We start from the raw sequence: 23,806 nt of genomic DNA, 5'->3' as shown, positions 1-23,806 counted from the left end.
GGGCGTTCAGTGCCCCACGGCGCACGGGCCCGCCTTCAGGGGCGGGCCCGTCCGGGCGTTCACTTCACGCCCGTGCGCTCACGGAACTCGGTGGCCAGCTCCTTGCGCTGCTCCGGCGTCAGCGTGCCGTGCACCTCCAGCGCGGCATCCGTCATCTTGTGGGCGAAGGCGCGCATGGCGTCGATGCGGGCATCCACCAGCGAGTGCAGCTTCTGCGCGTCCGGGGCGTCCGACGCCAGCTGGGCGAAGGCCTCATCGCGCGCCGAGTGCTGCTCCTCCATGAGCTGCACGCCGTCGTCGAACAGGCGGTCCTTCACGGCGTTGATGGACTGGCGCTGGGCGTCGGTGGCGTCCAGGTCCTCCAGCTTGTCGTTCAGCCGCCAGGTCACCATCTGCTTGATGCGCTCGGGGTTGTGGCCCCAGCCATGGCCGCCGCGGAAGGCGAAGCCACTGAGGAGGACGACGGCGAGGACGGCGGAACCGGCAATGGCGAGCTTCTTCATCATGGCACTGTCTCCGGGGCCCAGCGGGCCCGGCAGGGGTTGTCGACAGTGCTCAATGTGCCGGTCGCCCGTTTCGTGGGCCTGTACGGGGCGTGAAGAAGTGTGAAGGGTGCCGGGCCGACACCCGGACTGACACCCGGGCCTGCCCGGCCGCCCGGCAGGAGGCCTCGCAACACCCCGAAATCGCAGCGGAGGCCGCCTGGACGGCGGCACGGTAACGGGCGCCAGCAGGGCCGCGTCGTTACTTTCTTCGCCCCCGCTTCCGCCCATGGCAGAAGAGGCTCCAGGGCCGATTTATCGGCTCCGCCGTCGCCTACCTCCAGAGTCTCGATACTGGACTGGCGAGCAGGGGAGCGCGGCCCTAGTGTTCAGCATCTCTCCTCCTGGAGTGGCACGAGCCCATGTCTTTCACCCACCTCCACCTGCACACGCTCTATTCGCTCCTCGATGGGGCGATTCGGATGAAGGACCTCATCAAGACGGTGAAGGAGAAGGGGATGACCAGCGTTGCCGTGACGGACCACGGCAACATGTTTGGCGCCATCGACTTCTACAAGAAGGCCAAGGACGCCGGCATCAAGCCCATCCTCGGCATGGAGGCCTACGTCGCGGGCCCCAAGGGTCGTGAGGACCGCTCGGAGAAGGTGTCCCACCACCTCATCCTCGTGGCGAAGAACGCGGAGGGCTACGCGAACCTCCGCTACCTCTCCTCCACCGCGTACATGCAGGGCTTCTACTACCACCCCCGCATCGACAAGAAGGTGCTGGCCGAGCACAGCAAGGGGCTCTTCGCCCTCACCGCGTGCCTCGGCGGTGAAGTGACGAGCGCGTGCTTCCGCGGCGACATGGACCACGCCCGCCGCGCCGCGCAGGAGTACAAGGACATCTTCGATCCCGGGCACTTCTTCCTCGAGGTGCAGTCCAACGGGATGCCCGAGCAGGAAAAGGCCAACGAGAACCTCAAGCAGCTCTCGCGGGACATGGACATCCCGCTGTGCGCCACCGCGGACGCGCACTACATCAAGCGCGAGGACGCGCGCGCACACGAGCTGCTCATGTGCATCGCCAGCGGCAAGACGCTGGCGGACGGCAAGCGCATGAAGCACTCCACGGACAAGCTCTACGTCACGAGCCCCGCGGAGATGCTGGAGGCCTTCAAGGACATCCCCGAGGCCGTCCACAACACCCAGCGCATCGCCGAGCAGTGCAACCTGGAGCTGAAGCTGGGCAAGCCCATGCTGCCCACGTTCAAGGTGCCCGACAGCCACACCCCGGACAGCTTCATGGCGGAGCTGGCCTACGAGGGCCTGCGCGAGCGCTTCCAGGAGCTGGCCGCCACCGTCACGTACCCCATCGACCGCGAGGTGTACCTGGACCGCCTGAAGCTGGAGATTGGCGTCATCCAGAAGATGGGGTTCAGCGGCTACTTCCTCATCGTCCAGGACTTCATCAACTGGGCGAAGAAGCAGAACATCCCCGTGGGGCCGGGCCGTGGCTCGGGCGCCGGCAGCCTCGTGGCCTATGCGCTGCGCATCACCGACGTGGACCCCATTCCGTACAACCTCCTGTTCGAGCGCTTCCTGAATCCGGAGCGCGTGTCGATGCCGGACTTCGATATCGACTTCTGCCAGGACCGCCGCGACGAGGTCATCAAGTACGTCGGCCGCAAGTACGGCGAGATGAACGTGGGGCAGATCATCACCTTCGGCTCGCTCAAGGCGAAGAGCGTGCTGCGCGACGTGTGCCGCGTCTTCGCGCTGCCGTTCAGCGAGGGTGACCGCATCGCCAAGCTGGTGCCCGAGGTCCTCAACATCACCTTGAAGGAGGCCATCGAGATGGAGCCTCGCCTCAAGGAGATGATGGAGACGCCCACCAACCTCGGCGAGGTGGAGGGCCGGCCCGTCACCACCAAGGACGTGCTGGAAATCGCGCTCGCGCTGGAGGGCCTGCACCGCCAGCCCGGCATGCACGCGGCCGGCGTGGTGATTGCCGACAAGCCGCTGTGGGAGTTCGTGCCCGTCTACCAGCCGCCGGGTGAGAAGACGCTCATCACCCAGTTCGCCAAGGACGAGGTGGAGGCGGCGGGCCTGGTGAAGTTCGACTTCCTCGGCCTGAAGACGCTCACCGTCATCCAGCACGCGCTGGATCTGGTGAAGCGCAACCACGAAAAGGACATCCCCCGGCACGAGATTCCGCTCAACGACGACAAGGTCTGGGAGCTGATGGCCAAGGGCGACACGGCCGGCGTCTTCCAGATGGAGTCGAGCGGCTTCACGGAAATGGTCGTGAAGCTCAAGCCGAACTGCTTCGAAGACGTCATCGCCGCCGGCGCGCTCTACCGCCCGGGTCCGCTGGACTCCGGCATGGTGGACGTCTTCATCAACCGCAAGCACGGCCGGGAGAAGGTGTCGTACCCGCACCCCGCGCTGGAGCCGGTGCTCAAGGACACGTACGGCGTCATCGTGTACCAGGAGCAGGTGATGCAGATCTCGCAGGTCCTGGGTGGCTACACCCTGGGCCGCGCCGACCTGCTTCGCCGCGCCATGGGGAAGAAGAAGGCCGAGGTCATGCAGGCCGAGCGGGCCGGCTTCCTCGAAGGCTGCGCGAAGAACAGCGTCGACCTGAAGGTGGCCGGCGAAATCTTCGACCTCATGGAGAAGTTCGCCGAGTACGGCTTCAACAAGAGCCACTCGGCGGCGTACGGCCTCGTCACCATCCACACGGCGTGGCTGAAGGCGCATTACCCGTGCGAGTTCATGGCGGCCCTTCTCTCCAGCGAGAAGGACAACACCGACAAGGTGGTGAAGCACATCAGCGAGGCGCGCGAGTCGGGCCTCGCGGTGCTGCCGCCGGATGTGAATCAGTCGGACCTGCACTTCGGCGCGGTGTTGGGGAAGATCCGCTTCGGCCTCGGCGCCATCAAGGGCGTGGGCGAGGGCGCGATTGAGTCGATTCTGGAGGCGCGCAAGGACGGCCCCTTCAAGAGCCTCTTCGACTTCTGCGAGCGCGTGGACGGCCGCAAGGTCAACCGGAAGGTGCTGGAGGCGCTGGTGAAGGCGGGCTCCTTCGACTTCGAGAAGCGCCCGCGCCGGCAGATCTTCGACACGATTGAGAAGGCGATGAACCGCGGCTCGGCGAGCCAGAAGGACAAGGCCGCGGGGCAGAGCTCGCTGTTCGGCATGCTGGCCGGCCCGGCCTCGGGCGGTGGCGGTGGCGGGATGAAGGACGAGTACGTCGCGGTGGAGGAGTGGACGGAGAAGGAGCGGCTGGCCCTGGAGAAGGAGGCCATCGGCTTCTACGTGTCCGGCCATCCGCTGCACGCGTACGACAAGGAGCTGAAGCGCTACGCGAAGCCGATTACGGCGGTGCAGCGGGCGCGCAAGGACGACAAGCTCACGGTGGCCGGCGTCGTCACGGTGCTGCGCGAGCGGCCCACGAAGACGGGCAAGCGCATGGCGTGGGTGACGATTGAAGACCTGTCCGGCTCGATTGAGCTGGTGTGCTTCCCGGGCAAGGACGGCACGCGCAACGTCATGGGCCGGGACGGCAAGTGGTCCAAGCAGGGGCCCAAGCCGGGCTTCGAGAACTGGGAGCACCTGCTCAAGTCGGACGACCCCATCCTGGTGACGGGTACGGTGCAGATCAGCCAGCGCGACGAGGAGTCGCCCACGCCGGAGCTCATCGTGGACGACATCCAGAGCCTCAAGTCGGTGCGCGAGAAGCGCACGAAGCGGCTGGAGTTGCGCGTGCCCGCGGACCTGCTCACCGAGGAGCGGGTGGCGAAGCTGCACGAGCTGGCGAAGAAGTACGCGGGCGCCACGCCGGTGGCCGTCAGCGTGCTCTTCCAGGGCGAAGGCGAAGCGCTCATCGGCAACACGTCCATCAAGGTGCAGGTGAACGACGACCTGCTGCACGCGGTGGACCGGCTGTTCGGCATGCGGGTGGTGGAGTTCGGCTGACCGCTGGCGCCGCATCTGGTCAAGTGCCGTCCAGCTCATTTCCCCGGAGGAATGGATGGACGGCACGTACAAGTCACTGCGCATCGAGAAGGGCGAGGGCGTCGCCGAGCTGGTGCTCACCGGCCCGGGCAAGGGCAACGCCATGGGCCCCGACTTCTGGCGGGAGATGCCCGAGGCGCTGAAGGCCCTGGACGCGGACGACAGCGTGCGTGTCGTGCTAGTGCGCGGCGAGGGCAGCCACTTCACCTACGGCCTGGACTTGATGGGGATGATGGAGTCCCTCGGACCGCTGCTCACCGCCGAGGGCAACCTGGCGCTGGAGCGCACGAAGCTGCTCAAGCTGATTGGTGAGATGCAGCAGGCCACGGAGGGCGTGGCCCGGTGCAAGAAGCCCGTCATCGCCGCGGTGCACGGCTGGTGCATCGGCGGGGGCATGGACCTCATCGCCGCGTGTGACTTTCGGTACTGCTCCCAAGAGGCGAAGTTCTCCCTGCGCGAGGTGAAGGTCGGCATCGTCGCGGACCTGGGCGCGCTGCAGCGGCTGCCGCGCATCATCGGCGAGGGGAACACGCGCGAGCTGGCCTACACCGGCGGCGACGTGGACTCGGCGAGGGCGCTGCGCATGGGCCTTGTGAATGAGGTGTTCCCCACGCCCGAGGCGCTGCTCATGGAGGCGCGGGCCACGGCGCGGCGGATTGCGGACAACCCGCCGCTCGTCGTGCAGGGCGCCAAGCAGGTGATGGAGTACTGCGCGGACAAGTCCATCGCAGACGGCCTGCGCTACGTGGCGGTGTGGAACTCGGCGTTCCTCCAGTCGCATGACCTCACGGAGGCCTTCTCCGCCTTCGCCGAGCGCCGGCCTCCCCGCTTCCAGGGGCGGTGATTCCGGACCCGGGTGGGGGGCTTCCGCGAGGGTGACGTCGATGCGAGGATCTCCTCATCATCATCGTGCACGTGCAGCGGGAGCCTGTCGCAATGACGGAGAGCATCGCGTTGCTGGGATATGGGCGCTTCGGTCGCGCCCTCTCGGGGTTGCTTCTCGAAGCAGGCGTCCCGCACCGGGTGCATGACCCACGGCAGCCAGAGGTGCCCCCGGAGCTGCGCGTGGGCTCGCTCGCGGAGGCGGTGAGCGGCGCGAGCCTCGTGGTGCTGGCCATGCCGGTGGGGGCCATGCGTGCGGTGCTCCAGGAGTTGCGCCCGCACCTGAAGCCCTCGCAGACGGTGCTCGACGTGGGGAGCGTCAAGGTGAAGCCGGTGCAGGTGCTGGCCTCGGTGCTGGGCCGGGACATTCCCTGGGCCGGCACGCACCCGCTCTTCGGCCCCGCCAGCCTCGCGCGTGGAGACAGGCCCCGGCGCACCGTGGTGTGCCCCAACGAGCTGCACCCGGACGCCGTGCGGCGGGCCCGGGCGCTGTTCGAGCGGTTGGGGTGCGAGGTGACGGAGATGACGCCGGACGAGCACGACACGCTGATGGCGCGCACTCACGTGCTCACGTTCTTCCTGGCGCACGGCCTGATGCGCGCCGACGCGGGGAAGGGCCTGCCCTTCGCGCCGCCGAGCTTCCTGCCCATTGCCCGCCTGGTGGAGTACGCGAGCCAGGAGGTGCCCCACCTGCTCGGCGTCGTGCAGTCGGAGAACCCCTACGGCCGCGACGCGCGCGTGGGGCTGATGGACGCACTCACGCGGCTGCACCTGGAGCTCGAAGCCACGAAGGCCTCGGACAGCCTCGCGGCCTCCGAAGCCCTTCCCACGCCTCAGGGCCTGCCGGAGATTCGCGAGCGCATCGACGCGGTGGACCGCGAGCTGGTGGAGTTGCTGGAGCGCCGCGCGCGGCTGGTGCAGGAGGCGGCCCGGGTGAAGGCGGAGAACGGCCTGCCGTTTCCGGACCTGGCGCGGGAAGAGAGCCTGTTGAAGCTCCGGCGCCAGTGGGCCTCGGAGCAGAAGGTGGATGCCGACGCGGTGGAGGACGTGTTCCGCGCCGTGCTGCGCTTCTCGCGCCGGACGTCGCGGGACTGATTCAGTGGGCGACTTCAGACGCGGCGGAGGAGCTCCGCGTAGCCATTGAACTCGTTCTTCCAGTCGCCGTAGCACGCGGTCAGTCCGCACGCCTTGCAGCGGCACCCGACGTACAACCACCGGACATCATCGCTGGAGTCGTAGAGGGCGACCCCCACCGTCAGCTCGAAGACGTTGGTGCCACAGGGGCACTCGCACTCTCCCGGCGAGGCCTCATCGAGATACTCCTCGCTGTCGCCCATGGGGTGCTCGTGTCCGCACGCCGAGCACACGCGGACGGCCACGCCCTCTTCGTCGTCGACGCTCAGCCGGAAGTGCCGCGAGCCGCACGTGCACACCGCATCCGCGAATTGGACGGGCGGGTACCCGGCGAGAGTGCCATAGCGACGCAGCTCATCGCGGATGTCCACCTGTGAGTCTCCGTAGAAGTGTTTGCCGCGTTTCTTGAGCGCCATGGCTTCCCTTCGAGACGCGACGTCAGCGCTGCACGGTGAACGTGGGGTTGAGCACCTTCATGGTGCCCTTCGTCACGCCGAACTGCTCGTGCACTGCCGCTCGGCGCACGGCTTCCGCCGGGCCGATGCGACCTGCGAGCAAGTCCTGGTACGCGGACAGCACACGCGTGGCCTCCTCGCGCGACTCGCGGACGAACTCCACCCGGTAGCGCCGCACGCCGCGCTCCAGCAGCCGGGGCACCAGGGACGCCGCGCTCTGCGCCTGCGCGTTGAACACCGTGTTGCGGCACCCCACGTCCACCACCACCGGGTGCTCCAGTCCCTTGTGGTCCCTCAGCGACACGCGGTGTTGCTCACACGGCCGCCCGCAGCTGCGGTAGTCCCGCCCGTGCGACAGCGTGTGTGAGTACACGCAGTGCTCCGTGTGGAACGTCGCGATGTGGTGGTGCACCGTCACCGTGAAGCGCTCCGCCGGCAGGTGCTCCAGCATGGCCTCCAGCTGCACCGCGTCCAGGTCGTGCGCGAAGGTCAGCGAGTCCAGCCCCAGGCCGAGCAGGTGCAGCGCCGTTATCGAGTTGGTGACGTTGAGGGAGAAGTCCCCGTGCAGCGCGGGGCGCGGCTCCCCGGGCGCGGGAGGCCGCTCCAGGAAGTGCATCATCGCGCCCCAGTGCCGCACCAGCACCGCGTCCGGCTTCAGCTTCTGGATGCGCGCGTCGTAGCCCTCCTCGCCGGGCTTCTGCACGCGCACCGTCGCAATCGTCACCTTCAGCCCCGCCGCGCGCGCCCGCTCCACTGCGCGCTGCAGGCCCACCAGCTCCATCCAGTCCAGCTCCACCTCGGGCAGCCCCGCAGCGATGACGGCCTCCAACTGCTCGTCCGTCCGGCACAGCGGCAACAGCCGCGCGCCCTCGGGCACCGGCGTCGCCGTCACGCGCTCGCGCAGCGACGCACGCAGGCCCTCCAGCGTGGAGCCCTCGTGCACCGTGCGCACCGGCCCGCGCGCCACTGCCTCCGACAGCTCCGCCACCAGCCTGCGCCTGAGCGCCTTCAGCTCCGACACCGGCAGGTGCAGCCCCGGCGCCAGCCCGGACACGTCGAGCCCCGCGAGGTGGAACGGCGTCCCGCCCAGCGCAGCCAGCTTGTCCTTCAGCAGCGCCGCGTCCAGGCCGCCACCGCGTGCCTCCGCCAGCATCACCTCGCTCGACACCGTGCACACGTGCCCGCCGCGCGCCTTGCCCGTCACCGCCAGCGGCGCACCAGCCGTGCCGGACACCACCAGCTCCAGCGGCACGCGGCCCTCGGGCTCGCCCTGCGCCAGCAGCTCCTCCGTGCGCTTCGCCAGCGATGGATCGCTCGTCACCCACACGCGCTGGCCCGGTGCCACGCGAGCCAGGTCCGGCCCCGGGTTGCCGAAGCCCAGCACCCAGCCGCGTCCCTTGCGCTCCACGCGGAACAGCGGACCGCCGGGCTCGTGCTTGTCCTCCGGATGGCCCGCGTCGAACACCACGCCCATGCCGGGGCGCGGGGACAGCTCCGCCGCCACCGGCGCCTCGCCTTCCAGCGGCGAGGACACCTTGCCCTGCGGCTCCGCCGGGCGCTCCTGCTCCTCCTGTCCCATCCCGCCCGTCCACGGACGCCCCTCCGGGTCATCCACCACGCGCACGTCGCGCCCGTGCACCGACTCCACCCGGCCCAGGTACGCGCCGCGGTGCTTGGGGAAGCGCCCCTCCACCAGCGTCTGGTGGTCCGAGCCCGCGAAGAAGCCGTGCGAGAAGCCCCGGCTGTACGACAGCGTCATGTCCGCGAGGTCCTTCTTCAGCGCGCCCGCGTCCGGCTTCCCCGCCGCCACGCCGTCCACCCAGCGCCGGTACCCCTGCACCGCCGTGGCCACGTACTGCGGCCCCTTCTGTCGGCCTTCAATCTTCAGCGAGTGCACGCCGATGTCCACGAGCCGCGGCACCGCCATGACGCCCGCCAGGTCCTTGGGGCTCAGGAGGTACTGCACGTCTCCCAATTCGCGCGTCTGGCCATCCACCACCAGGTCATACGGCAGCCGGCAGGACTGCGCGCACTGGCCTCGGTTGGCGGAGCGCCCACCCCACGCCTCGCTGGTGAGGCACTGGCCGCTCCACGACATGCACAGCGCGCCGTGGATGAAGACCTCCAATTCGATGTCCGTCTCCGACGCCAGCCGGCGAATCTCCGCCACCGACAGCTCGCGCGGCACCACCACCCGCGTGGCGCCCAGGCCCCGGGCGAAGCGCGCGCCCTCCGCGCTCGAAATCGTCATCTGCGTGGAGGCATGCACCTCCATCTGCGGACACACCGCACGCGCCACCAGCGCCACCGCCGGGTCCTGGACGATGAGCGCGTCCACGCCCGCCGCGGCCACCCGGCGCAGGATGTCCTCCACCACGGGCAGTTCTGGCTCGAACACCAACGTGTTCAGCGTCAGATAGGCCCGAGCCCCGGCGCGGTGCACGAGCGCCAGCGTCTGGGGCAGGGTGGCGAGCGAGAAGTTCTCCGCACGGGCGCGCGCGTTGAAGCCTTCATCCAGCCCGAAGTAGACGGCGTCCGCGCCACTGGCCAGCGCGGCCTTCATCGAGTCGAGGTCCCCCGCGGGAGCGAGGATTTCAGGACGGCGACGAGTCATGTCGCGTCCTCTAACACAGCACCCCGGGCCCTGCCGTCCGTCACGCGAAGGCCATGGCGCGGTGCGGCAGGTTCTGGTCAAGTCGCCGCCTGGTTGCTTCCAAAGGAGACGAGTCAATGGCTGATGGCGTGTTCCGGGACGGGCTGCTCGCGGGCAAGGTGGCGTTCATTTCCGGCGGCAGCAGTGGCATCAACCTCGGCATCGCCGAGGCCTTCGTGAAGGCGGGCGCGAAGGTGGCCATCAATGGCCGCAACGTGGAGAAGCTCGAGGGCGCGGTGAAGGGCCTCCAGGCCCACGGCACCGCCATGGGCGTGGCCGCCGACGTGCGCGACTACGCCGCCGTGGAGAAGGCCCTCCAGACGGTGCGCGACGCGTACGGCGAACTGGACATCGTCGTGTGCGGCGCCGCCGGCAACTTCCCCGCGCCCGTGCTGGGCATGTCCTCCAATGGCTTCAAGGCCGTGATGGACATCGACGTGCTGGGCACCTTCAACATCAGCCGCGCCGCCTTCGACCACCTGCGCAAGCCCGGCGCCTGTCTCATCAACATCTCCGCGCCCCAGGCCTACCTGCCCATGGCCATGCAGGCCCACGTGTGCGCCGCCAAGGCCGGCGTGGACATGCTCACCCGCGTGCTCGCCATCGAGTGGGGCGGCTCCGGCGTGCGCGTCAATGCGATTACCCCCGGCCCCATCGACGACACCGAAGGCATGCGCCGGCTCGCGCCCAGCGAGGAGGGGAAGCACAAGCTCATCCAGGCCCTGCCCCTGCAGCGCTTCGGCAAGAAGGAGGACATCTCCCGGCTCGCGCTCTTCCTCGCGTCGGACGCCGCGTCCTACATCACCGGCTCCATCATGGTCTGCGACGGCGGCCAGTCCCTCCTGGGCGGCGGCGCCCTCATGGCCGCCCTCATGTAACCCCCCGTCACGGCACCGTGGATTTCTATTGGTGCTGCAAGTTTGCGGTCAGGTACTACTTCCGGGGGTGGACTGTCTGCTAGAAGTCGATGCAACCCCGCGCGGGGGGAAGTTTTTCGCGCGGGGTCCGCTCGCTTCCGGAGACATCCATGTCCCGTCCGTCTTTCTCGCTGGCCCGGCTCCTTGGGCTGAGCGTGCTGTGCCTGGGCGTCGCCCTGGGCTGTGGTGATGGCACCGAACCGCAGCCCACTCCCACACCGAAGCCGCTGCCTGACGCGGCCCTCTCGCGGGTGGAGGTAAGCCGCGCCGCGCAGGTGCTCGCCGACGGCGAGGACCGCGTCACCGTCACCGTCACCGTGAAGCAGAAGGACGGCTCGCCCCTGGAAGGGCGCACGGTGCGCGTGGAGGTGTCCGGCGACGGCAACACCGTGACGCAGCCGGCGGCGAAGACGGACGCCGAGGGCAAGACGACGGCCTCCGTGGTGTCCACCGGCGCGGGCTCGAAGACGGTGACGGCCTCCGTCGAGGCCGAGGGCGGCGCGGTGGTGCTCGGCACCCGTCCCGTCGTCGCCTTCGTCGCCCCGCGTCCCACGCGGCTGGCCTTCTCCGCCACCGCGCTGTCGGCCACGGCCGGCGCGCCCATCGGTGACCTGGAGGTGTCGCTGAAGGACGCCAAGGGCCGCACCGTGACGAGCGCCACCGACGAGGTGACGCTGTCACTGGCCGCGGGCCCGGGCGCCGCCGCCCTGGAGGGCACGCTGAAGGCGAGCGCGGTGGCTGGCGTGGTGCACTTCACGGAGGCGGTGCTGAAGAAGGCGGGCACCGGCTACCAGCTGAAGGTGGAAGCCGCGGACCTGGAGGGAGCCACCAGCCCCACCTTCGCCGTCGCTCCGGCCGCGGCCGCCTCGCTGGAAGTCACGGGCCTGCCGGCCGTGGCCACCGCGGGCGCCGCGCAGAGCGCGCAGGTGACGCTGCGGGACGCCTTCGGCAACGTCGCCACCGGCTACGCGGGCACGCTGGCGGTGACTTCGTCGGACGCCACCGCCGCGCTTCCCTCCGCCCACGCCTTCACGGCGACGGACGAGGGCCACTTCACCTTCACGGGCATCACCCTGAAGCGCGCGGGCGCCCAGCACGTCACCGTCCAGGACGGGACGCTCGCGGCGCTGACGTCCAGCCATGACGTGGGCGTGGTCGCTGGTGAGGCCGCCGCGCTCGTCTTCACCCACACGCCGACCCGCGTCTCCGTGCGCACGGCGCTGTCCCCGGTGACGGTGTCGCTCCAGGACGCGTACGGAAACCACGCGGCCGTCGGCGCGCCCCTGGTGACGGTGGGCCTGGCGGGGAATGGCACCGGGCTCGGTGGCGTCCTCGAGGCCGCCCCGGTGGACGGCGTGGCCACCTTCTCGAACGTGCGGCTGAACGAGGAGGGCGGCGTCTCGCTCGTCGCCTCCGCGCAGGGCCTCACCTCCGATACGAGCGATGCCATCGACGTGGTGGATGACGTCGTCCCCGCGACGCCGTCGCTCGCCGCGGGCGCGTCCACGTCGACCAGCGCCACGGTGACGTGGCAGGCCGTGGGTGACGACGGCACCGAGGGCCGGGCGACCTCGCAGCAGGTGCGCTACTCGACGAGCGCCATCACCAGCGACGCCGAGTTCGACGCGGCCACCCCGGTGGCCGGTGTCGGCGCTCCGGCCGCGCCGGGCACCGCCGAGTCCGCGACCCTCACGGACCTGCTCCCCAGCCGCACCTACCACGTGGCGCTGAAGGTGACGGACAACCGCGGCAACTCCGCGCGCTCCGCCAGCCTGGCGGTGCAGACGCAGGACCCGGCGGTGACGCAGCTGGCCTTCACCGCGCAGCCCGTCGGCGGCATCGCCGGCCAGGCGCTGGCCGAGTTCCGCGTCGCCCTGCAGGACGCGAATGGCGACATCGTCCCCACCGCCACCTCTCCGGTGACGGTGTCCCTGTCGAGCGACCCCGGCTTCCAGCCGGTGACGGTGGTTCCCGTCAACGGCGTGGCGGCCTTCACCGGCGTGATTGTGAAGAAGGCGGACGGCGCGCACCGCTTCTCCGCCAGCGCCAACTCGCTGTCGGCGACGAGCAACCCGTTCACCGTCCAGGCGGCCGCGGCCAACCGCCTCGCGCTCACCGGCCTCGTGAGCCCCGTCGCCGCGGGCGCGCAGGGCAGCCTGGAGCTGACCGCGTATGACGCCTACGACAACGTGGCCACCGGCTACGCGCACACGGTGCACTTCACGTCGACGGACGCCCAGGCGGCCCTGCCGGGCGACTACACCTTCACCGCGCAGGACGCGGGGCACCACGTCTTCGGCAACGTGACGTTGACCACCTCGGGCGCCCAGAGCGTGACGGTGGCGGAGCTGAATGCCAACCCGCTCACCGCCTCGCTCGAGGTGGAGGTGACCAGCGACGCGGCGGACCACCTGGAGCTGGCGGGGCTTCCCGCGGACGTGACGGCGGGCGAGTCGCACCTGCTCACCTTCAGCGCCAGGGACCGCTTCGGCAACATCGTGACGGGCTACGCCGGCACGGTGCACTTCACGTCGGATGACGCGCAGGCGGTGCTCCCGGCGGACTACACCTTCGTGTCCGGCGACCACGGCCAGCACGCCTTCCCCGTGACGCTGCGCACGGCGGGCACGCGCTCCGTCACCGCGACGGAGCAGGGCGCTTCGGGACGGAGCGTCACGGCGAGCACGCGCGTGGCCGCGGCCGCCGCGGACCACATGGAGCTGGCGCTCTCCACTCCGCTGCCGGTGTCGGGGCAGCCGGTGGACGCGACGGTGACGCTGCTCGACGCCTTCGGCAACCGGGTCTCGGGCTATCGGGGCACGGTGGGCTTCGAGGCCCAGGGCGACGCGCAGGCCACGGTGCCGGCGAACTACCCCTTCACCGAGGCGGACGCGGGCCGGCACACCTTCAGCGTGACGTTCGCGTCGGTGGGCAACAAGGTGCTCGTCGCCCGGGACCTCGCGAGCTCGACGTTGCAGGACAGCGAGCCCGTCTCGGTGCAGCCCGGCGCGCTCGCGGAGCTGCGCGTGGAGCAGGGACCGGGGCCCGTCATCGCGGGCCAGACGATCTTCTTCCTCGTCACCGCGTATGACAGCGCCGGCAACCGGAAGACGAACTACACCGGCATGGTGAGGACCACCACCTCGGACCCGGACCCGGGGCTGATGGAGTACCACACCTTCCGCGAGGAGGATGAGGGCGAGTTCCCGTTCCGCGCCACGCTGCAGACGTCGGGGCCGCAGACCATCACCTTCCAGGACACCGTGTTGTCCGTGAGCACGGACGTCCACGTCACGGTGGAGGCGGCGGAGCCGGTGCGACTGGTGATTCTGGGTGCGCCGGCGACGGGCTCCGTGCGCCAGCCGCTCGCGCCGTTGCGCGCGGCCCTGCGCGACGCCTTCGACAACACCCCGCTCGTCACCACCCCCGCGCTGACGGTGCGGCTCGTCGGCGGGCCCCTGGGCACCACGCTGGGCGGCACGACGACGGTGAACCCGGTGGACGGCGTGGCCACCTTCTCCAACCTCACCGTGGACCAGGAGGGCGCGTTCAACCTCGTCGTGGAGGCGGCGGACCTGAGCGTCGCCGGGACGGATGCCGAGCTCGTCATCTCCGATGACCAGGCCCCGGCCCCGGCCGGCTCCTTCACGGCGTCGCTGGTGGACAACGACACCGTCCGCCTGACGTGGCGGGCCACGGGGGATGATGGCAGCGCTGGCCTGGCGGCGAGCTACGAGCTGCGCCGGAGCTCCAGCCCCATCGATGCTGGCAACTTCGGCAACGCCACGCTGGTGGCCACCAGTCCGCCGCAGCCGTCCGGCACCCAGGAAGAAGCCATCGTGGACCTCCCGACCGCGCAGGCGACGACCTGGTACTTCGGCCTCCGCGTCCACGACGGCGCGGGGAACGCCAGCTCGCTGGGGGTGACCTCCATCGAGGTGCCCGGGCTGTGCGCCGGCGTCGTCTGCACGCCCCCTCCCTCGGAGTGCAGCGCGGACAATCGGAACCTCTACGTATGGGATTCGACGTGTACCGTGCAGAACGGCCAGGCGGTGTGCAGCGAAAACCCCAGGCTCACGACCTGCCCCGGTCAGAACGCGGTCTGCTTCCAGGGGGCCTGTGACACGGCGCCTCCGCCGGCCGCCGGGCAGCTCGCCATCAGCGAGGTGATGCACACCGTCTTCGAGGGCACCACCGAGTACTTCGAGCTCACCAACCCGACGAGCGGGTTGGTCGACGTCACGAACCTCGTCGTCACCTACGACGACGACGCGGGCAACGTGCAGAGCTTCACCGTGGATCCGGCATCGGGGAACCAGCCGCGCATCGTTGCCGGGGGAGGCGCCTTCGTCATCGCGCGCGACACGAACCCGTTCAGCAATGGAGGGGTTCACGCGGACTATGCAACGCCCGCCAGCTTCTTCCTCGAACGCAGGGGGCACCTCACCGTCGCGATGGGCGGCACCGTGGTGGACGACCTCGTGTACACGCTCTCGTTCCCGCAGTCGGAGAGCCGCTCCATGAACCTGTCCCTGGCGGTGCTGGGAACTCCGGCGCATCAGTACCCCTGGTACTGGTGTGACACCGTCACGCTACTGGATGGTGGAGGCCGGGGCACGCCGGGCCAGCCCAACGAGACGTGCGGCGTGGCCATCAACCCGCCGGTGGACTACTGCGCCATCCAGTTCCCGAAGACCATCCCCGCGCCCATCCTGACGAACACGCCGCAGACCATCTACAGCCAGTTCTACGACGACCAGATCTCCAACCGGAACCAGCTCGGCAACGACAACTTCCCGTTCATCGTCGCCGAGCTGGGCTACGGCACGAACGCCAGCGCTCCGCAGGGCTGGACGTGGGTGCCCGCGCCGTTCAACGCGGCCTACAGCCCGGCGGGTTCCAGCAACGACGAGATGGTGGGCACGCTGAACATCGGCACGGCCGGCAGCTACCTGTACGGCTTCCGCTACCGCTTCACGAAGGGGCCGGCGGGCGCGCAGGACTGGGTGTACTGCGACCAGAACGGCGTCGTGTCGGGCGGGTCGCCGCAGTACGGCACGGTGACGGTGAATCCGGCGCTGCCCACGCCGCTGACCAACCACGTGGTCATCAGCGAATTCAGCGGGGGCAACGGCTCCGGCACCGCCGCGACGGACGAGTTCATCGAGCTCCACAACCCGACCAACAGCGACGTGAACATCGGCAACTGGCTGGTGCAGTACAAGTCCGCCACCGGCACCACCTATTCCGCCACCGTCACCATCCCCGCGGGCAAGGTCATCAAGGCCCGGGGGTACTTCCTCCTCGCGGGCGCCAACTACAGCGGCTCCGGCAGCCAGGCGGCGGACCTGTCGTACACCTTCGACACGTCCGCTTCCACCACGGCCGGTGGCCACGTGCGCATCGGTCCGGGGCTCACCACCAGCACCACGGACGTGGCGGTGGACAAGCTGGCGTGGGGCACCGGCAACAGCCCCGAGGGCACGGCGGCTCCGGCCCACCCGGCCGTCGGCGGCAGCCTCGAGCGCAAGGCGGTGTCCAGTTCCACCTCGGCCACCATGGCCGTCGGCGGTACCGATGCCGCCCGCGGCAACGGCACCGACTCGGACAACAACAGCCAGGACTTCGTCACCCGCGCCGCGCGCCAGCCGCAGAGCTCGCAGAGCGCGACCGAGCTGCCGTAGTCCACTGAACCGTTGAGTCGTCCAGGAGGCCGCACCCGGCACCACGCCGGGGCGGCCTCCTGCTTTTCAGGCACGGAAGGCTGCTGCCATGCCGGGGCATGCGCATTACCTTTGGCGCCCCAGCTTCCTGTCACCAGGTCCAGGAGAAGACAGTGCCCGCCGAGACGCTCGTCCCCGACGCCGCCCGCCTCATTACCTGCCCGCCGACCGAGTTCCGTCGCTCCGGAGAAGAGGCCATCGCCGCGGCCCGCTCCGGCATCGCCCGCCTCAAGGCGCTCCGGCCCCCCTACGCCGTGCGGGAGGTGCTGGAGGTGTACGACGAGGCGATGGCCGCGCTCGACGACGCCAGCTCTCGCGCCGCCGTCGCCCGCCACGCCCACCCGGACGCCGCCATGCGCGAGGCCGGCGAGGCGGCCGAGCAGGCGCTCGAGACACTCATCAACGACATCCGCATGGACCGGGGTGTCTACGACGTGCTCGCCTCGTTGGACCTGTCCGGCGAGGACGCGCCCACGCACAAGTGGATGGAGAAGGTGCTGCGCGACTTCCGCCGCGCCGGTGTGGACCGCGACGCCGCCACCCGCGCCCGCGTGAAGGAGTTGCAGGAGGAACTGGTCCGTATCGGCCAGGAGTTCAGCCGCAACATCCGCCAGGACACCCGCACCGAGGCCCTGCCTCCGTCCGCCCTGGACGGACTGCCCGACGACTACGTGCGCGCCCATGCGCCCGGCGCGGACGGCCAGGTGCGCATCACCACGGACTACCCGGACATCGTCCCCTTCATGACGTACTCTCGGGACGCGAAGGCCCGCGAGACGATGTGGCGCCTGTTCCGCCTGCGCGGCCACCCCGCCAACGTGGACGTGCTCCAGCGCATGGTGGCCCGCCGCCACGAGCTGGCCACGCTGCTGGGCTACCGCAACTGGGCGGCCTACTCCACCGAGGACAAGATGATTCGCGACGAGCAGGCCGCCGCGGACTTCATCGAGAAGATTTCCGCCGCCTCCGGCGCGCGCATGAAGCGCGACTACGACATGCTGCTGTCCCGCAAGCGCCGCGACGTGCCCGGCGCCCAGCGCGTGGACCCGTGGGACCAGGCCTTCCTGGAGGACCGCATTCGCGCCGAGCAGTACGCGTTCGACTCGCAGGTGGTGCGGCCCTACTACGAGTACACGCGCGTGAAGCAGGGCGTGCTCAACCTGACGGCGCGCCTGTTCGGCGTCACCTACCGCCACGTCCCGGACGCGCCGGTGTGGCACCCGGACGTGGAGGCCTACGACGTCTACGAGGGCGCCACGCTGCGCGGGCGCTTCTTCCTGGACATGCACCCGCGCGAGGACAAGTACAAGCACGCGGCCCAGTTCACCCTCACCAGCGGCAAGACGGGGCGCCGGCTGCCGGAGGGCGTGCTCCTGTGCAACTTCCCCCGGCCCGGCGCGGAGCCCGCGCTGCTCCAGCACAGCGACGTGGAGACCTTCTTCCACGAGTTCGGCCACCTCTTGCACCACATCTTCGGCGGCCACACGCGCTGGGCGGGCGTGTCCGGCGTGCGCACGGAGTGGGACTTCGTGGAGGCCCCCTCGCAGATGCTGGAGGAGTGGGCGCGTGACGCCGCGTGCCTCCAGACGTTCGCCCGGCACTACCAGACGGGCGAGCCGATTCCCGCGGACATCGTCGCGCGCATGCGCCGCGCGGAGGAGTTCGGCAAGGGGCTGTGGGTGCGCCAGCAGATGTTCTACGCCGCGCTCAGCCTGGAGCTGTACCGGCGCGAGCCCGGGAGCGTGGACGCCACCGCGCTCGTCCGCGAGCTGCAGGGCAGGTACACGCCCTTCCCGTACGTGGAGGGCACGCACTTCCACCTCTCCTTCGGGCACCTCGACGGGTACTCGTCCAACTACTACACGTATATGTGGTCGCTGGTCATCGCGAAGGACCTCTTCACGGTGTTCCAGCAGAAGGGGATGCTGGAGCCCGCGCCCGCGCAGGCGTATCGCCGCGAGGTACTGGAGCCGGGCGGCTCGGACGACGCCGCGAAGCTGGTGCACGCCTTCCTCGGCCGCGACTACGACTTCCGCGCGTACGAGGAGTGGCTCAACAAGGCGGCCTGAGCGGCGGCGGGCGCTGCATGCGCGGGTGGAGCGGACCTCCGGAGCGGGCGTCCGAGCCGCTCCACCTGCCGCGAGCGGCGGCGCGCCTCCCATCATTCCCCGAAGGCGATGTCACGGTGCAGCACGCCTGCCCCCGGGCCCACCCTCGGGGAGCCCGCTTCCCGTGCGTGCCGCCTCGCGCGCGAGACCTATCCTGATGGAGAGGGGCTCGGGTGCGCTCCCTTCCGCCGGGAGCCAGCCTCACCCTTCACGGGGAGGCGCGACGCATGTCCGAGGTGATGGAGTTCCCGGCAGGCAGGCGGCCGGAAGTCTCGCCCAGGGTCTCCGCGACGCGGGTCTTCCTCGTCACTGTGGTGGCGGCGCTCGGCGGCTTCCTCTTCGGCTTCGACACCGCCGTCATCAACGGCGCCATCGGCGCGCTGCGGACCACCTTCAACGCGGGCGGTTGGGCGCTGGGCCTGTGTGTCTCCTCGGCCCTGCTCGGCTCGGCGGTAGGGGCCTTCTATGCCGGTCGGCTGGCGGACCGCTTCGGCCGGACGCGCACCATGATGGTGGCGTCCGCGCTCTTCGGCGTCAGCGCGCTCGGCTCGGGGTTCGCGTTCTCGTTGTGGGACCTGGGCCTCTGGCGCCTGGTAGGCGGCGTGGCCGTGGGCGGCGCGAGTGTCGTCGCACCGGCCTACATCGCGGAGATTGCGCCCGCCCACCTGCGCGGCCGGCTCGGCTCGCTGCAGCAGATGGCGATTGTGGTGGGCATCTTCGTGGCCCTGCTCGGGGACTACGCCCTCAGCCTGGGTGCGGGTGGGGCCGCCAATCCCCACTGGTTCGACTTCGCCGCCTGGCGGTGGATGTTCTGGACGGGCGTGCCGCCCGCGCTGGCGTATGGCCTTGGCGCGCTCATCATCCCCGAGTCCCCGCGCTACCTCGTGGCGAAGGGGCGTGAGCGGGAAGCCCTGGACGTGCTGCGGGACATGCTGGGCTCCGCGGCCCCCATGCGGCTGGTGGAGGTCCGGGCGTCGCTGCGCGAGTACCGGCCGCCGAAGCACGCGGACCTGAAGGGCCCCCGCTTCGGCCTGCTGCCCATCGTCTGGGTGGGCATCGTCCTCGCGGTGCTCCAGCAGTTCGTGGGCATCAACGTCATCTTCTACTACTCCAGCGTGCTCTGGCAGGCGGTGGGCTTCTCCGAGCACGACTCGCTGCTCATCACCGTCATCACCAGCATCACCAACATCCTCACCACGCTCGTCGCCATTGCCTTCGTGGACCGGCTCGGGCGCAAGCCGCTGCTCCTCGCGGGCTCGCTCGGGATGACGCTCACGCTCGGGACGCTGGCCTTCCTGTTCGCCACCGCCCCGCACGACGCGCTGGGCAACCCGGTGCTGCAAGGCGCGCCGGGATTTGCCGCGCTGGTGGCCGCGAACCTGTACGTCGTCTTCTTCGGCTTCTCGTGGGGCCCCGTCGTCTGGGTGCTGCTGGGGGAGATATTCCCCAACCGCATCCGCGCGCTGGCGCTGTCGCTGGCGGCCATGTCGCAGTGGGTGGCCAACTTCGTCGTCACCGCCACCTTCCCCGTCCTCGCGCGCGCGGGGCTCGGCTGGGCGTATGGCCTCTACACCGCCGCCGCCGCGTTCTCCGTGTACTTCACCGTCCGGAAGATTCGCGAGACGAAGGGGAAGGAGCTCGAGCAGATGGGGTGAGGTGACACTCCTGACCTCGAGGCGTTTGCGGCAACCGCCACCATCTGTCAGGCTTTCCGTGAGGCAAGCGTGCCCTCATCCCTGGAGAGCCTGCATGCGAAGCATGATGCGTTCACGGGTTCTCGAACTGCGCCATCGATGGCTACCTCCAGGCGCAGGTGACGTGGAAAGCCACCTGCGGCGCGTGCAGCGAGGTCCGCGGCGACGGGAGCTGGGCCAGCCTGCTCAACCCAACATGGTGGAATGGAACTGAGCGTCTCTCGGAGGTGCCGTAATGAGCGCCCCTGTGATTCAGGCCCTTGGCATGGTCAGCCCCTTGGGGGCACTCATCCAGGGTTGCGCCGCGCTTCGGGCGGGTATCTCCCGCAGGAGCCCCTCTCCCTACCTGACCTGTGCTGTGGAGGGTGAGAGTCGCCCCCAACCTCTCGTGAGTTGTGAGGCCTTCATCGCGACCCTGGGGTTCTCGAACCTCGGGAGATTGGTGGCGCTCGTCAGCGAAGCACTGAAAGACCTGGGGACGCGGGTGGACCTTTCCCAGCTCCCCGCGGACACCCTCCTCTTCATGGCGCTGCCGGACCCCTTGGAGCGCGCCATGCCCGTAGGCCCCGAGCTCGAAGAGGATGAGCCCAGGAGGTATCAGGTCCTCGGGCGTCGGGTCATGGAGCGGGCGCTGAAGGGCCTGGGCCTTCGTTGGACGGGAGGCGCCTGGCGCTTCTTCGGCGGCGGGAATGCCGCGTTCGCCCAGGCCCTGGGGGCGGCCGTGGACGCTGTCGCCCAGCGTCACTGCCAGGCGTGCCTGGTCATCGCAGTTGACAGTCTCGCGGGCCCCGATGTGCTGCCGGAGTTCCTGGAGGCACGCAGGCTCAAGAAGGGGGACAGGCCGACGGGCTTCATTCCCGGCGAGGGGGCGGTGGCGCTCTTGCTGACCTCCCGAGGTCAGGTCTCCGCTCCCGGTGGACCCGAGCCGCGCATCGTCATTCGCGCCGTGGAGCTCGGGGAGGATTCGAGGTTTCGAGGTGCGGAGCTGCCGCCGGATGGGCGCGTGCTCTCGGGGTGCGTGGCCTCCGCGCTTCGGGCCGCGGGAGTGGAGGGGCAGCGCCTTGCTCTCATCGGGGACCTCAATGGTGAGGAGTATCGGGCCAGGGAATGGGGCATGTTGCTCGTGCAACTGCGCACCCTGCGGCTCGGTGAGGCGGTGACCTCCTGGTTCCCTGCGGATGGTTTCGGGGAGACTGGAGCCGCTTCGGGAGCGCTCGGACTCTGTGCCGCGGTGCGTGGGCTGCAGCGCCGCTACAGCCCTTCTCCGACCCCCCTTGTCGTCTCAATCTCGGACGGAGGCGAGCGCGCGGCCATCCTCGTCTCAGCGGAGTCCTAAGCCAGGGAAGGGGAACTGCTCATGTCGAGCCTCAAGAGCCAGCTCAAGCAGGAGCGGAAGAAGAAGTGGAAGACGCTCAAGCCTCCAGAGGACAGCAAGTTCCCGGAGCTGAAGGCGGGCTACCCTGATTCCTTCATCCAGGAGCACGCTGACGCCAAGTCCTTCCACATGGACAAGCAACAGCCCGTCACCTCGATGCTCGCCACAGGGGACTACTATCAATACCGAGGCCCCAGGTTCGTCTTCCAGACAGCCGCGCGGAAGAAGATATACAGCGATTACGGCCGCTCGTTGTTCAATACCCTGGGTGTCTTCAATGGACAGTCATACAAGGGGTGCAAGCCACCCCTGTATGTCTGGGCGGACGAGACAAGGTGGAAACAGGTAGCCACGTTTCCCGAGGCAGGGGACAAGTTCCCAGGAGACGCGGGAGTCTTCTACTATCTGTCTGACGTCGGGCAGAGACGCCCTTATCCCTGGCAGGCGCATCACCTGCTCCCGGAGTCCACCTTCACCGAGGAGAACTCCAAGTTCACCGAGGAGCAGATGCAGGTGCTCGATCGCTCGTTCTACAACATCAACAACGGGCACAACATCATGATGTTGCCCTCGGATGACCGGTATGTGCCCGTCCACGGTTTGATTGCGCACTCCTCGAGTCATCCCAACTACACCTTTCGGGTCAAGTTGCGGATGGAAAGGCTGTCGACGGAGCTCGAGGGGGTTTTCAAGAAGGCGAGGAAGGCGAAGGAGCACCTCTCCATGTTCAAGGCCGTTCTGAAGAGCCTTTACCAGCTCGAGGATGAGTTCTGGGACTTCGTCATCGCCCTCAGCGCGGCCTCCATCGCAGCAGCTCTCGAGGATATTCACGAGGAGGCCGTCGAGGAGCACGGCGGTACTTTCAGCTACGCAACGACCGACAAGAAGGGCAAGGTCACCCGGCGACGCTTCGCGGTCCTGAGATGACAGGAGAGGTTCGTGCCATGAGCTACTGGGTCCTGACTCCTTCGAGCTTGAACGGGGGCGCGGTGCTGGAAAAGCTGCCCAGCAACAGTCCGAGCAAGCCCGACTTCTACGAGGCCATCCCCCTGACTGCGGACTTCCCCCACGGTGGGGTCATGGGCTTCTCGAAAGATTTCCCCGACTACATCCGGGTCTTCGATTTCATCGCCAATACCTTTAGCCTCCCCATCGTCTCGGGAAGGGTGCGGCAGGTGCTCACCGCGCTGGAGGTGCGCCAGTGCGAATTCCTGCCGGTGACCCTTCAGGACCACAAGGGACAGGTGGCTTCCAAGGACCACTGCATCGTGAATGTGCTGGACGTCCAGGACATCATCGACATGGAGCGGTCCGAATATGAGCTCAGCCCTTTTGACGAGAGTCAGGTATCCAGAATCAAGCGGCTGGCCGTGCAGAAGGACGGAGTCGCGCCCGGCGCGTTGCTCTTCCGGGCCCGGACCAGCATGCGCGAGCTGTTCATGCATGCCTCCCTCCATGAGGCGCTCGTGCAAGCAGGGGTGACCGGACTCAAGGCCTTCCCCGCGGAGGGGTGGAACGGGTTTGATATATGAACAGGCTCGACCTCGCCGAGCAGGGGGAGCGCTCGCTCCACGCAGTCGACTCCCTGCTCTCCCGTATCGATCCGGGGCGAGGTCGTGACAGGACCCTGAGGCAGTTCGAGGAGCTGTGCCTGCACCTGCACACGCTGGCCGCCGCCTCCCTGCTGGTCGAAGGTGAGCCACAGGTGTTCCATGAGGAGCTCTGCCGTGCCGCCTCGCAGTGGCGCCGGCTGTTGCAGTACCAGCACTCCCATGGGTGGCTGCCTCCTCCCGTCACCCGGAACATGCCGCTGCTGGGGGCCGTCCTTGCAGGACACTGGGAGCTGGCATGTGAGGTGGCCGCGCTGTCGACAACCACCTGGCAGGATGGCGAGGAGTACGAAGACGATGCGAGCTGGGCCATCCTCCTCCAGGAGTGCGTGCTTGCCCGGGGCGAGGGGCGCTTGCGCATCGACGGGCTGCTCGCGAAGTTGGAGCAACGGGGAGGGGAGGAGAATGAGCTCCGGTGTTCCTGGGTCCGGAGCCTGCTCGCGTCGGATGCGAATGCGCTCACGGATGCATTCGGCAGGCTGCTCGTCCTGCACGAGGAGGAAATCGAGACCCGGGCGCGCTCCATGACGGCTTCGGCGGAGAAACTCGCTCCCTACCGGTACCTCTGGTTCGAAGGGCTCGCCCTGCTGCGCCTCTGGGAGCGGGCGGGCCTTCCCATCCGCGAGGCGTACTTCAAATATTGCCCTCCGCTCGCCCGCGTTCCCATGGAGAGGCCAGGAAGCTGACGTGTGCGCTCGCCGTCAGGGTGTAGCGGGCACACGGTGTTCATCGGATGAGCGGGCGCGGCCCCGCT

Annotated in this window: 14 protein-coding genes; 11 read left to right on the top strand and 3 right to left on the bottom strand. The window is 69.1% G+C overall.

The window, feature by feature from the left end:
• Positions 1-59 precede the first annotated feature (59 nt).
• Positions 60-506 (bottom strand): Spy/CpxP family protein refolding chaperone, encoded by a 447-nt coding sequence (locus G4D86_RS19340; protein WP_163995449.1) that lies wholly within the window; start codon positions 504-506, stop codon positions 60-62.
• Positions 507-904: 398 nt separating this feature from the next.
• Here G4D86_RS19340 and dnaE point away from each other — a divergent pair, with 398 nt between their 5' ends.
• From dnaE to G4D86_RS19325, 3 genes are all read left to right on the top strand, one after another.
• Positions 905-4,462 carry a DNA polymerase III subunit alpha gene (gene dnaE, locus G4D86_RS19335; RefSeq protein WP_163995448.1) on the top strand — a complete coding sequence of 1,186 codons (3,558 nt, stop codon included), beginning with the start codon at positions 905-907 and terminating at the stop codon, positions 4,460-4,462.
• 55 nt (positions 4,463-4,517) lie between these two features.
• Positions 4,518-5,345 (top strand): crotonase/enoyl-CoA hydratase family protein, encoded by an 828-nt coding sequence (locus G4D86_RS19330; protein ID WP_163995447.1) that lies wholly within the window; start codon positions 4,518-4,520, stop codon positions 5,343-5,345.
• 92 nt (positions 5,346-5,437) lie between these two features.
• On the top strand, positions 5,438-6,478 hold the full coding sequence (locus G4D86_RS19325) for a prephenate dehydrogenase/arogenate dehydrogenase family protein (protein WP_163995446.1): 1,041 nt from the start codon (positions 5,438-5,440) through the stop codon (positions 6,476-6,478).
• A gap of 14 nt (positions 6,479-6,492) precedes the next feature.
• On the opposite strand, the gene G4D86_RS19320 is transcribed toward G4D86_RS19325, so the two are convergent.
• On the bottom strand, positions 6,493-6,933 hold the full coding sequence (locus tag G4D86_RS19320; RefSeq protein WP_163995445.1) for a hypothetical protein: 441 nt from the start codon (positions 6,931-6,933) through the stop codon (positions 6,493-6,495).
• A gap of 22 nt (positions 6,934-6,955) precedes the next feature.
• The gene (locus G4D86_RS19315) at positions 6,956-9,586 is read right to left on the bottom strand and encodes a U32 family peptidase (RefSeq protein WP_163995444.1); all 2,631 of its coding nucleotides are present in this window, start codon (positions 9,584-9,586) and stop codon (positions 6,956-6,958) included.
• Between the two features lie 116 nt (positions 9,587-9,702).
• Between G4D86_RS19315 and G4D86_RS19310 the strand changes: the two genes are divergently transcribed.
• From G4D86_RS19310 to G4D86_RS19275, 8 genes are all read left to right on the top strand, one after another.
• Complete coding sequence (locus tag G4D86_RS19310; protein WP_163995443.1) at positions 9,703-10,503, top strand: SDR family oxidoreductase; 801 nt, start codon at positions 9,703-9,705, stop codon at positions 10,501-10,503.
• Between the two features lie 149 nt (positions 10,504-10,652).
• Positions 10,653-16,226 (top strand): lamin tail domain-containing protein, encoded by a 5,574-nt coding sequence (locus G4D86_RS19305; protein ID WP_163995442.1) that lies wholly within the window; start codon positions 10,653-10,655, stop codon positions 16,224-16,226.
• A gap of 98 nt (positions 16,227-16,324) precedes the next feature.
• Entirely contained in the window at positions 16,325-18,334 is a 2,010-nt protein-coding gene (locus G4D86_RS19300) for a M3 family metallopeptidase (protein ID WP_163995441.1), read from the top strand.
• A gap of 266 nt (positions 18,335-18,600) precedes the next feature.
• Complete coding sequence (locus tag G4D86_RS19295) at positions 18,601-20,028, top strand: sugar porter family MFS transporter (RefSeq protein ID WP_163995440.1); 1,428 nt, start codon at positions 18,601-18,603, stop codon at positions 20,026-20,028.
• Between the two features lie 481 nt (positions 20,029-20,509).
• Positions 20,510-21,403 carry a hypothetical protein gene (locus tag G4D86_RS19290; protein ID WP_163995439.1) on the top strand — a complete coding sequence of 298 codons (894 nt, stop codon included), beginning with the start codon at positions 20,510-20,512 and terminating at the stop codon, positions 21,401-21,403.
• Positions 21,404-21,424: 21 nt separating this feature from the next.
• A complete protein-coding gene (locus tag G4D86_RS19285; protein WP_163995438.1) occupies positions 21,425-22,369 on the top strand; it encodes an AHH domain-containing protein in 945 nt (314 codons plus the stop codon).
• Between the two features lie 17 nt (positions 22,370-22,386).
• Positions 22,387-22,974, top strand: a complete 588-nt coding sequence (locus G4D86_RS19280; protein ID WP_163995437.1) for an imm11 family protein — start codon at positions 22,387-22,389, stop codon at positions 22,972-22,974.
• On the top strand, positions 22,971-23,738 hold the full coding sequence (locus G4D86_RS19275; RefSeq protein ID WP_163995436.1) for a hypothetical protein: 768 nt from the start codon (positions 22,971-22,973) through the stop codon (positions 23,736-23,738). Before G4D86_RS19280 ends, G4D86_RS19275 begins: the two co-directional genes overlap by 4 nt.
• The last annotated feature ends 68 nt before the right edge of the window (positions 23,739-23,806 follow it).

Source organism: Pyxidicoccus caerfyrddinensis, assembly GCF_010894405.1.
Taxonomy (GTDB): domain Bacteria; phylum Myxococcota; class Myxococcia; order Myxococcales; family Myxococcaceae; genus Myxococcus; species Myxococcus caerfyrddinensis.
Note: the sequence above shows the minus strand (reverse complement) of the source record. Positions and strands in the feature narration are given on the sequence as shown.

Bases quoted from the DNA above. Each gene is read 5' to 3' on its own strand.
- G4D86_RS19340 (WP_163995449.1), bottom strand. From the start codon at position 506: ATGATGAAGAAGCTCGCCATTGCCGGTTCCGCCGTCCTCGCCGTCGTC.
- dnaE (WP_163995448.1), top strand. From the start codon at position 905: ATGTCTTTCACCCACCTCCACCTGCACACGCTCTATTCGCTCCTCGAT.
- G4D86_RS19330 (WP_163995447.1), top strand. From the start codon at position 4,518: ATGGACGGCACGTACAAGTCACTGCGCATCGAGAAGGGCGAGGGCGTC.
- G4D86_RS19325 (WP_163995446.1), top strand. From the start codon at position 5,438: ATGACGGAGAGCATCGCGTTGCTGGGATATGGGCGCTTCGGTCGCGCC.
- G4D86_RS19320 (WP_163995445.1), bottom strand. From the start codon at position 6,933: ATGGCGCTCAAGAAACGCGGCAAACACTTCTACGGAGACTCACAGGTG.
- G4D86_RS19315 (WP_163995444.1), bottom strand. From the start codon at position 9,586: ATGACTCGTCGCCGTCCTGAAATCCTCGCTCCCGCGGGGGACCTCGAC.
- G4D86_RS19310 (WP_163995443.1), top strand. From the start codon at position 9,703: ATGGCTGATGGCGTGTTCCGGGACGGGCTGCTCGCGGGCAAGGTGGCG.
- G4D86_RS19305 (WP_163995442.1), top strand. From the start codon at position 10,653: ATGTCCCGTCCGTCTTTCTCGCTGGCCCGGCTCCTTGGGCTGAGCGTG.
- G4D86_RS19300 (WP_163995441.1), top strand. From the start codon at position 16,325: ATGCGCATTACCTTTGGCGCCCCAGCTTCCTGTCACCAGGTCCAGGAG.
- G4D86_RS19295 (WP_163995440.1), top strand. From the start codon at position 18,601: ATGTCCGAGGTGATGGAGTTCCCGGCAGGCAGGCGGCCGGAAGTCTCG.
- G4D86_RS19285 (WP_163995438.1), top strand. From the start codon at position 21,425: ATGTCGAGCCTCAAGAGCCAGCTCAAGCAGGAGCGGAAGAAGAAGTGG.
- G4D86_RS19280 (WP_163995437.1), top strand. From the start codon at position 22,387: ATGAGCTACTGGGTCCTGACTCCTTCGAGCTTGAACGGGGGCGCGGTG.
- G4D86_RS19275 (WP_163995436.1), top strand. From the start codon at position 22,971: ATGAACAGGCTCGACCTCGCCGAGCAGGGGGAGCGCTCGCTCCACGCA.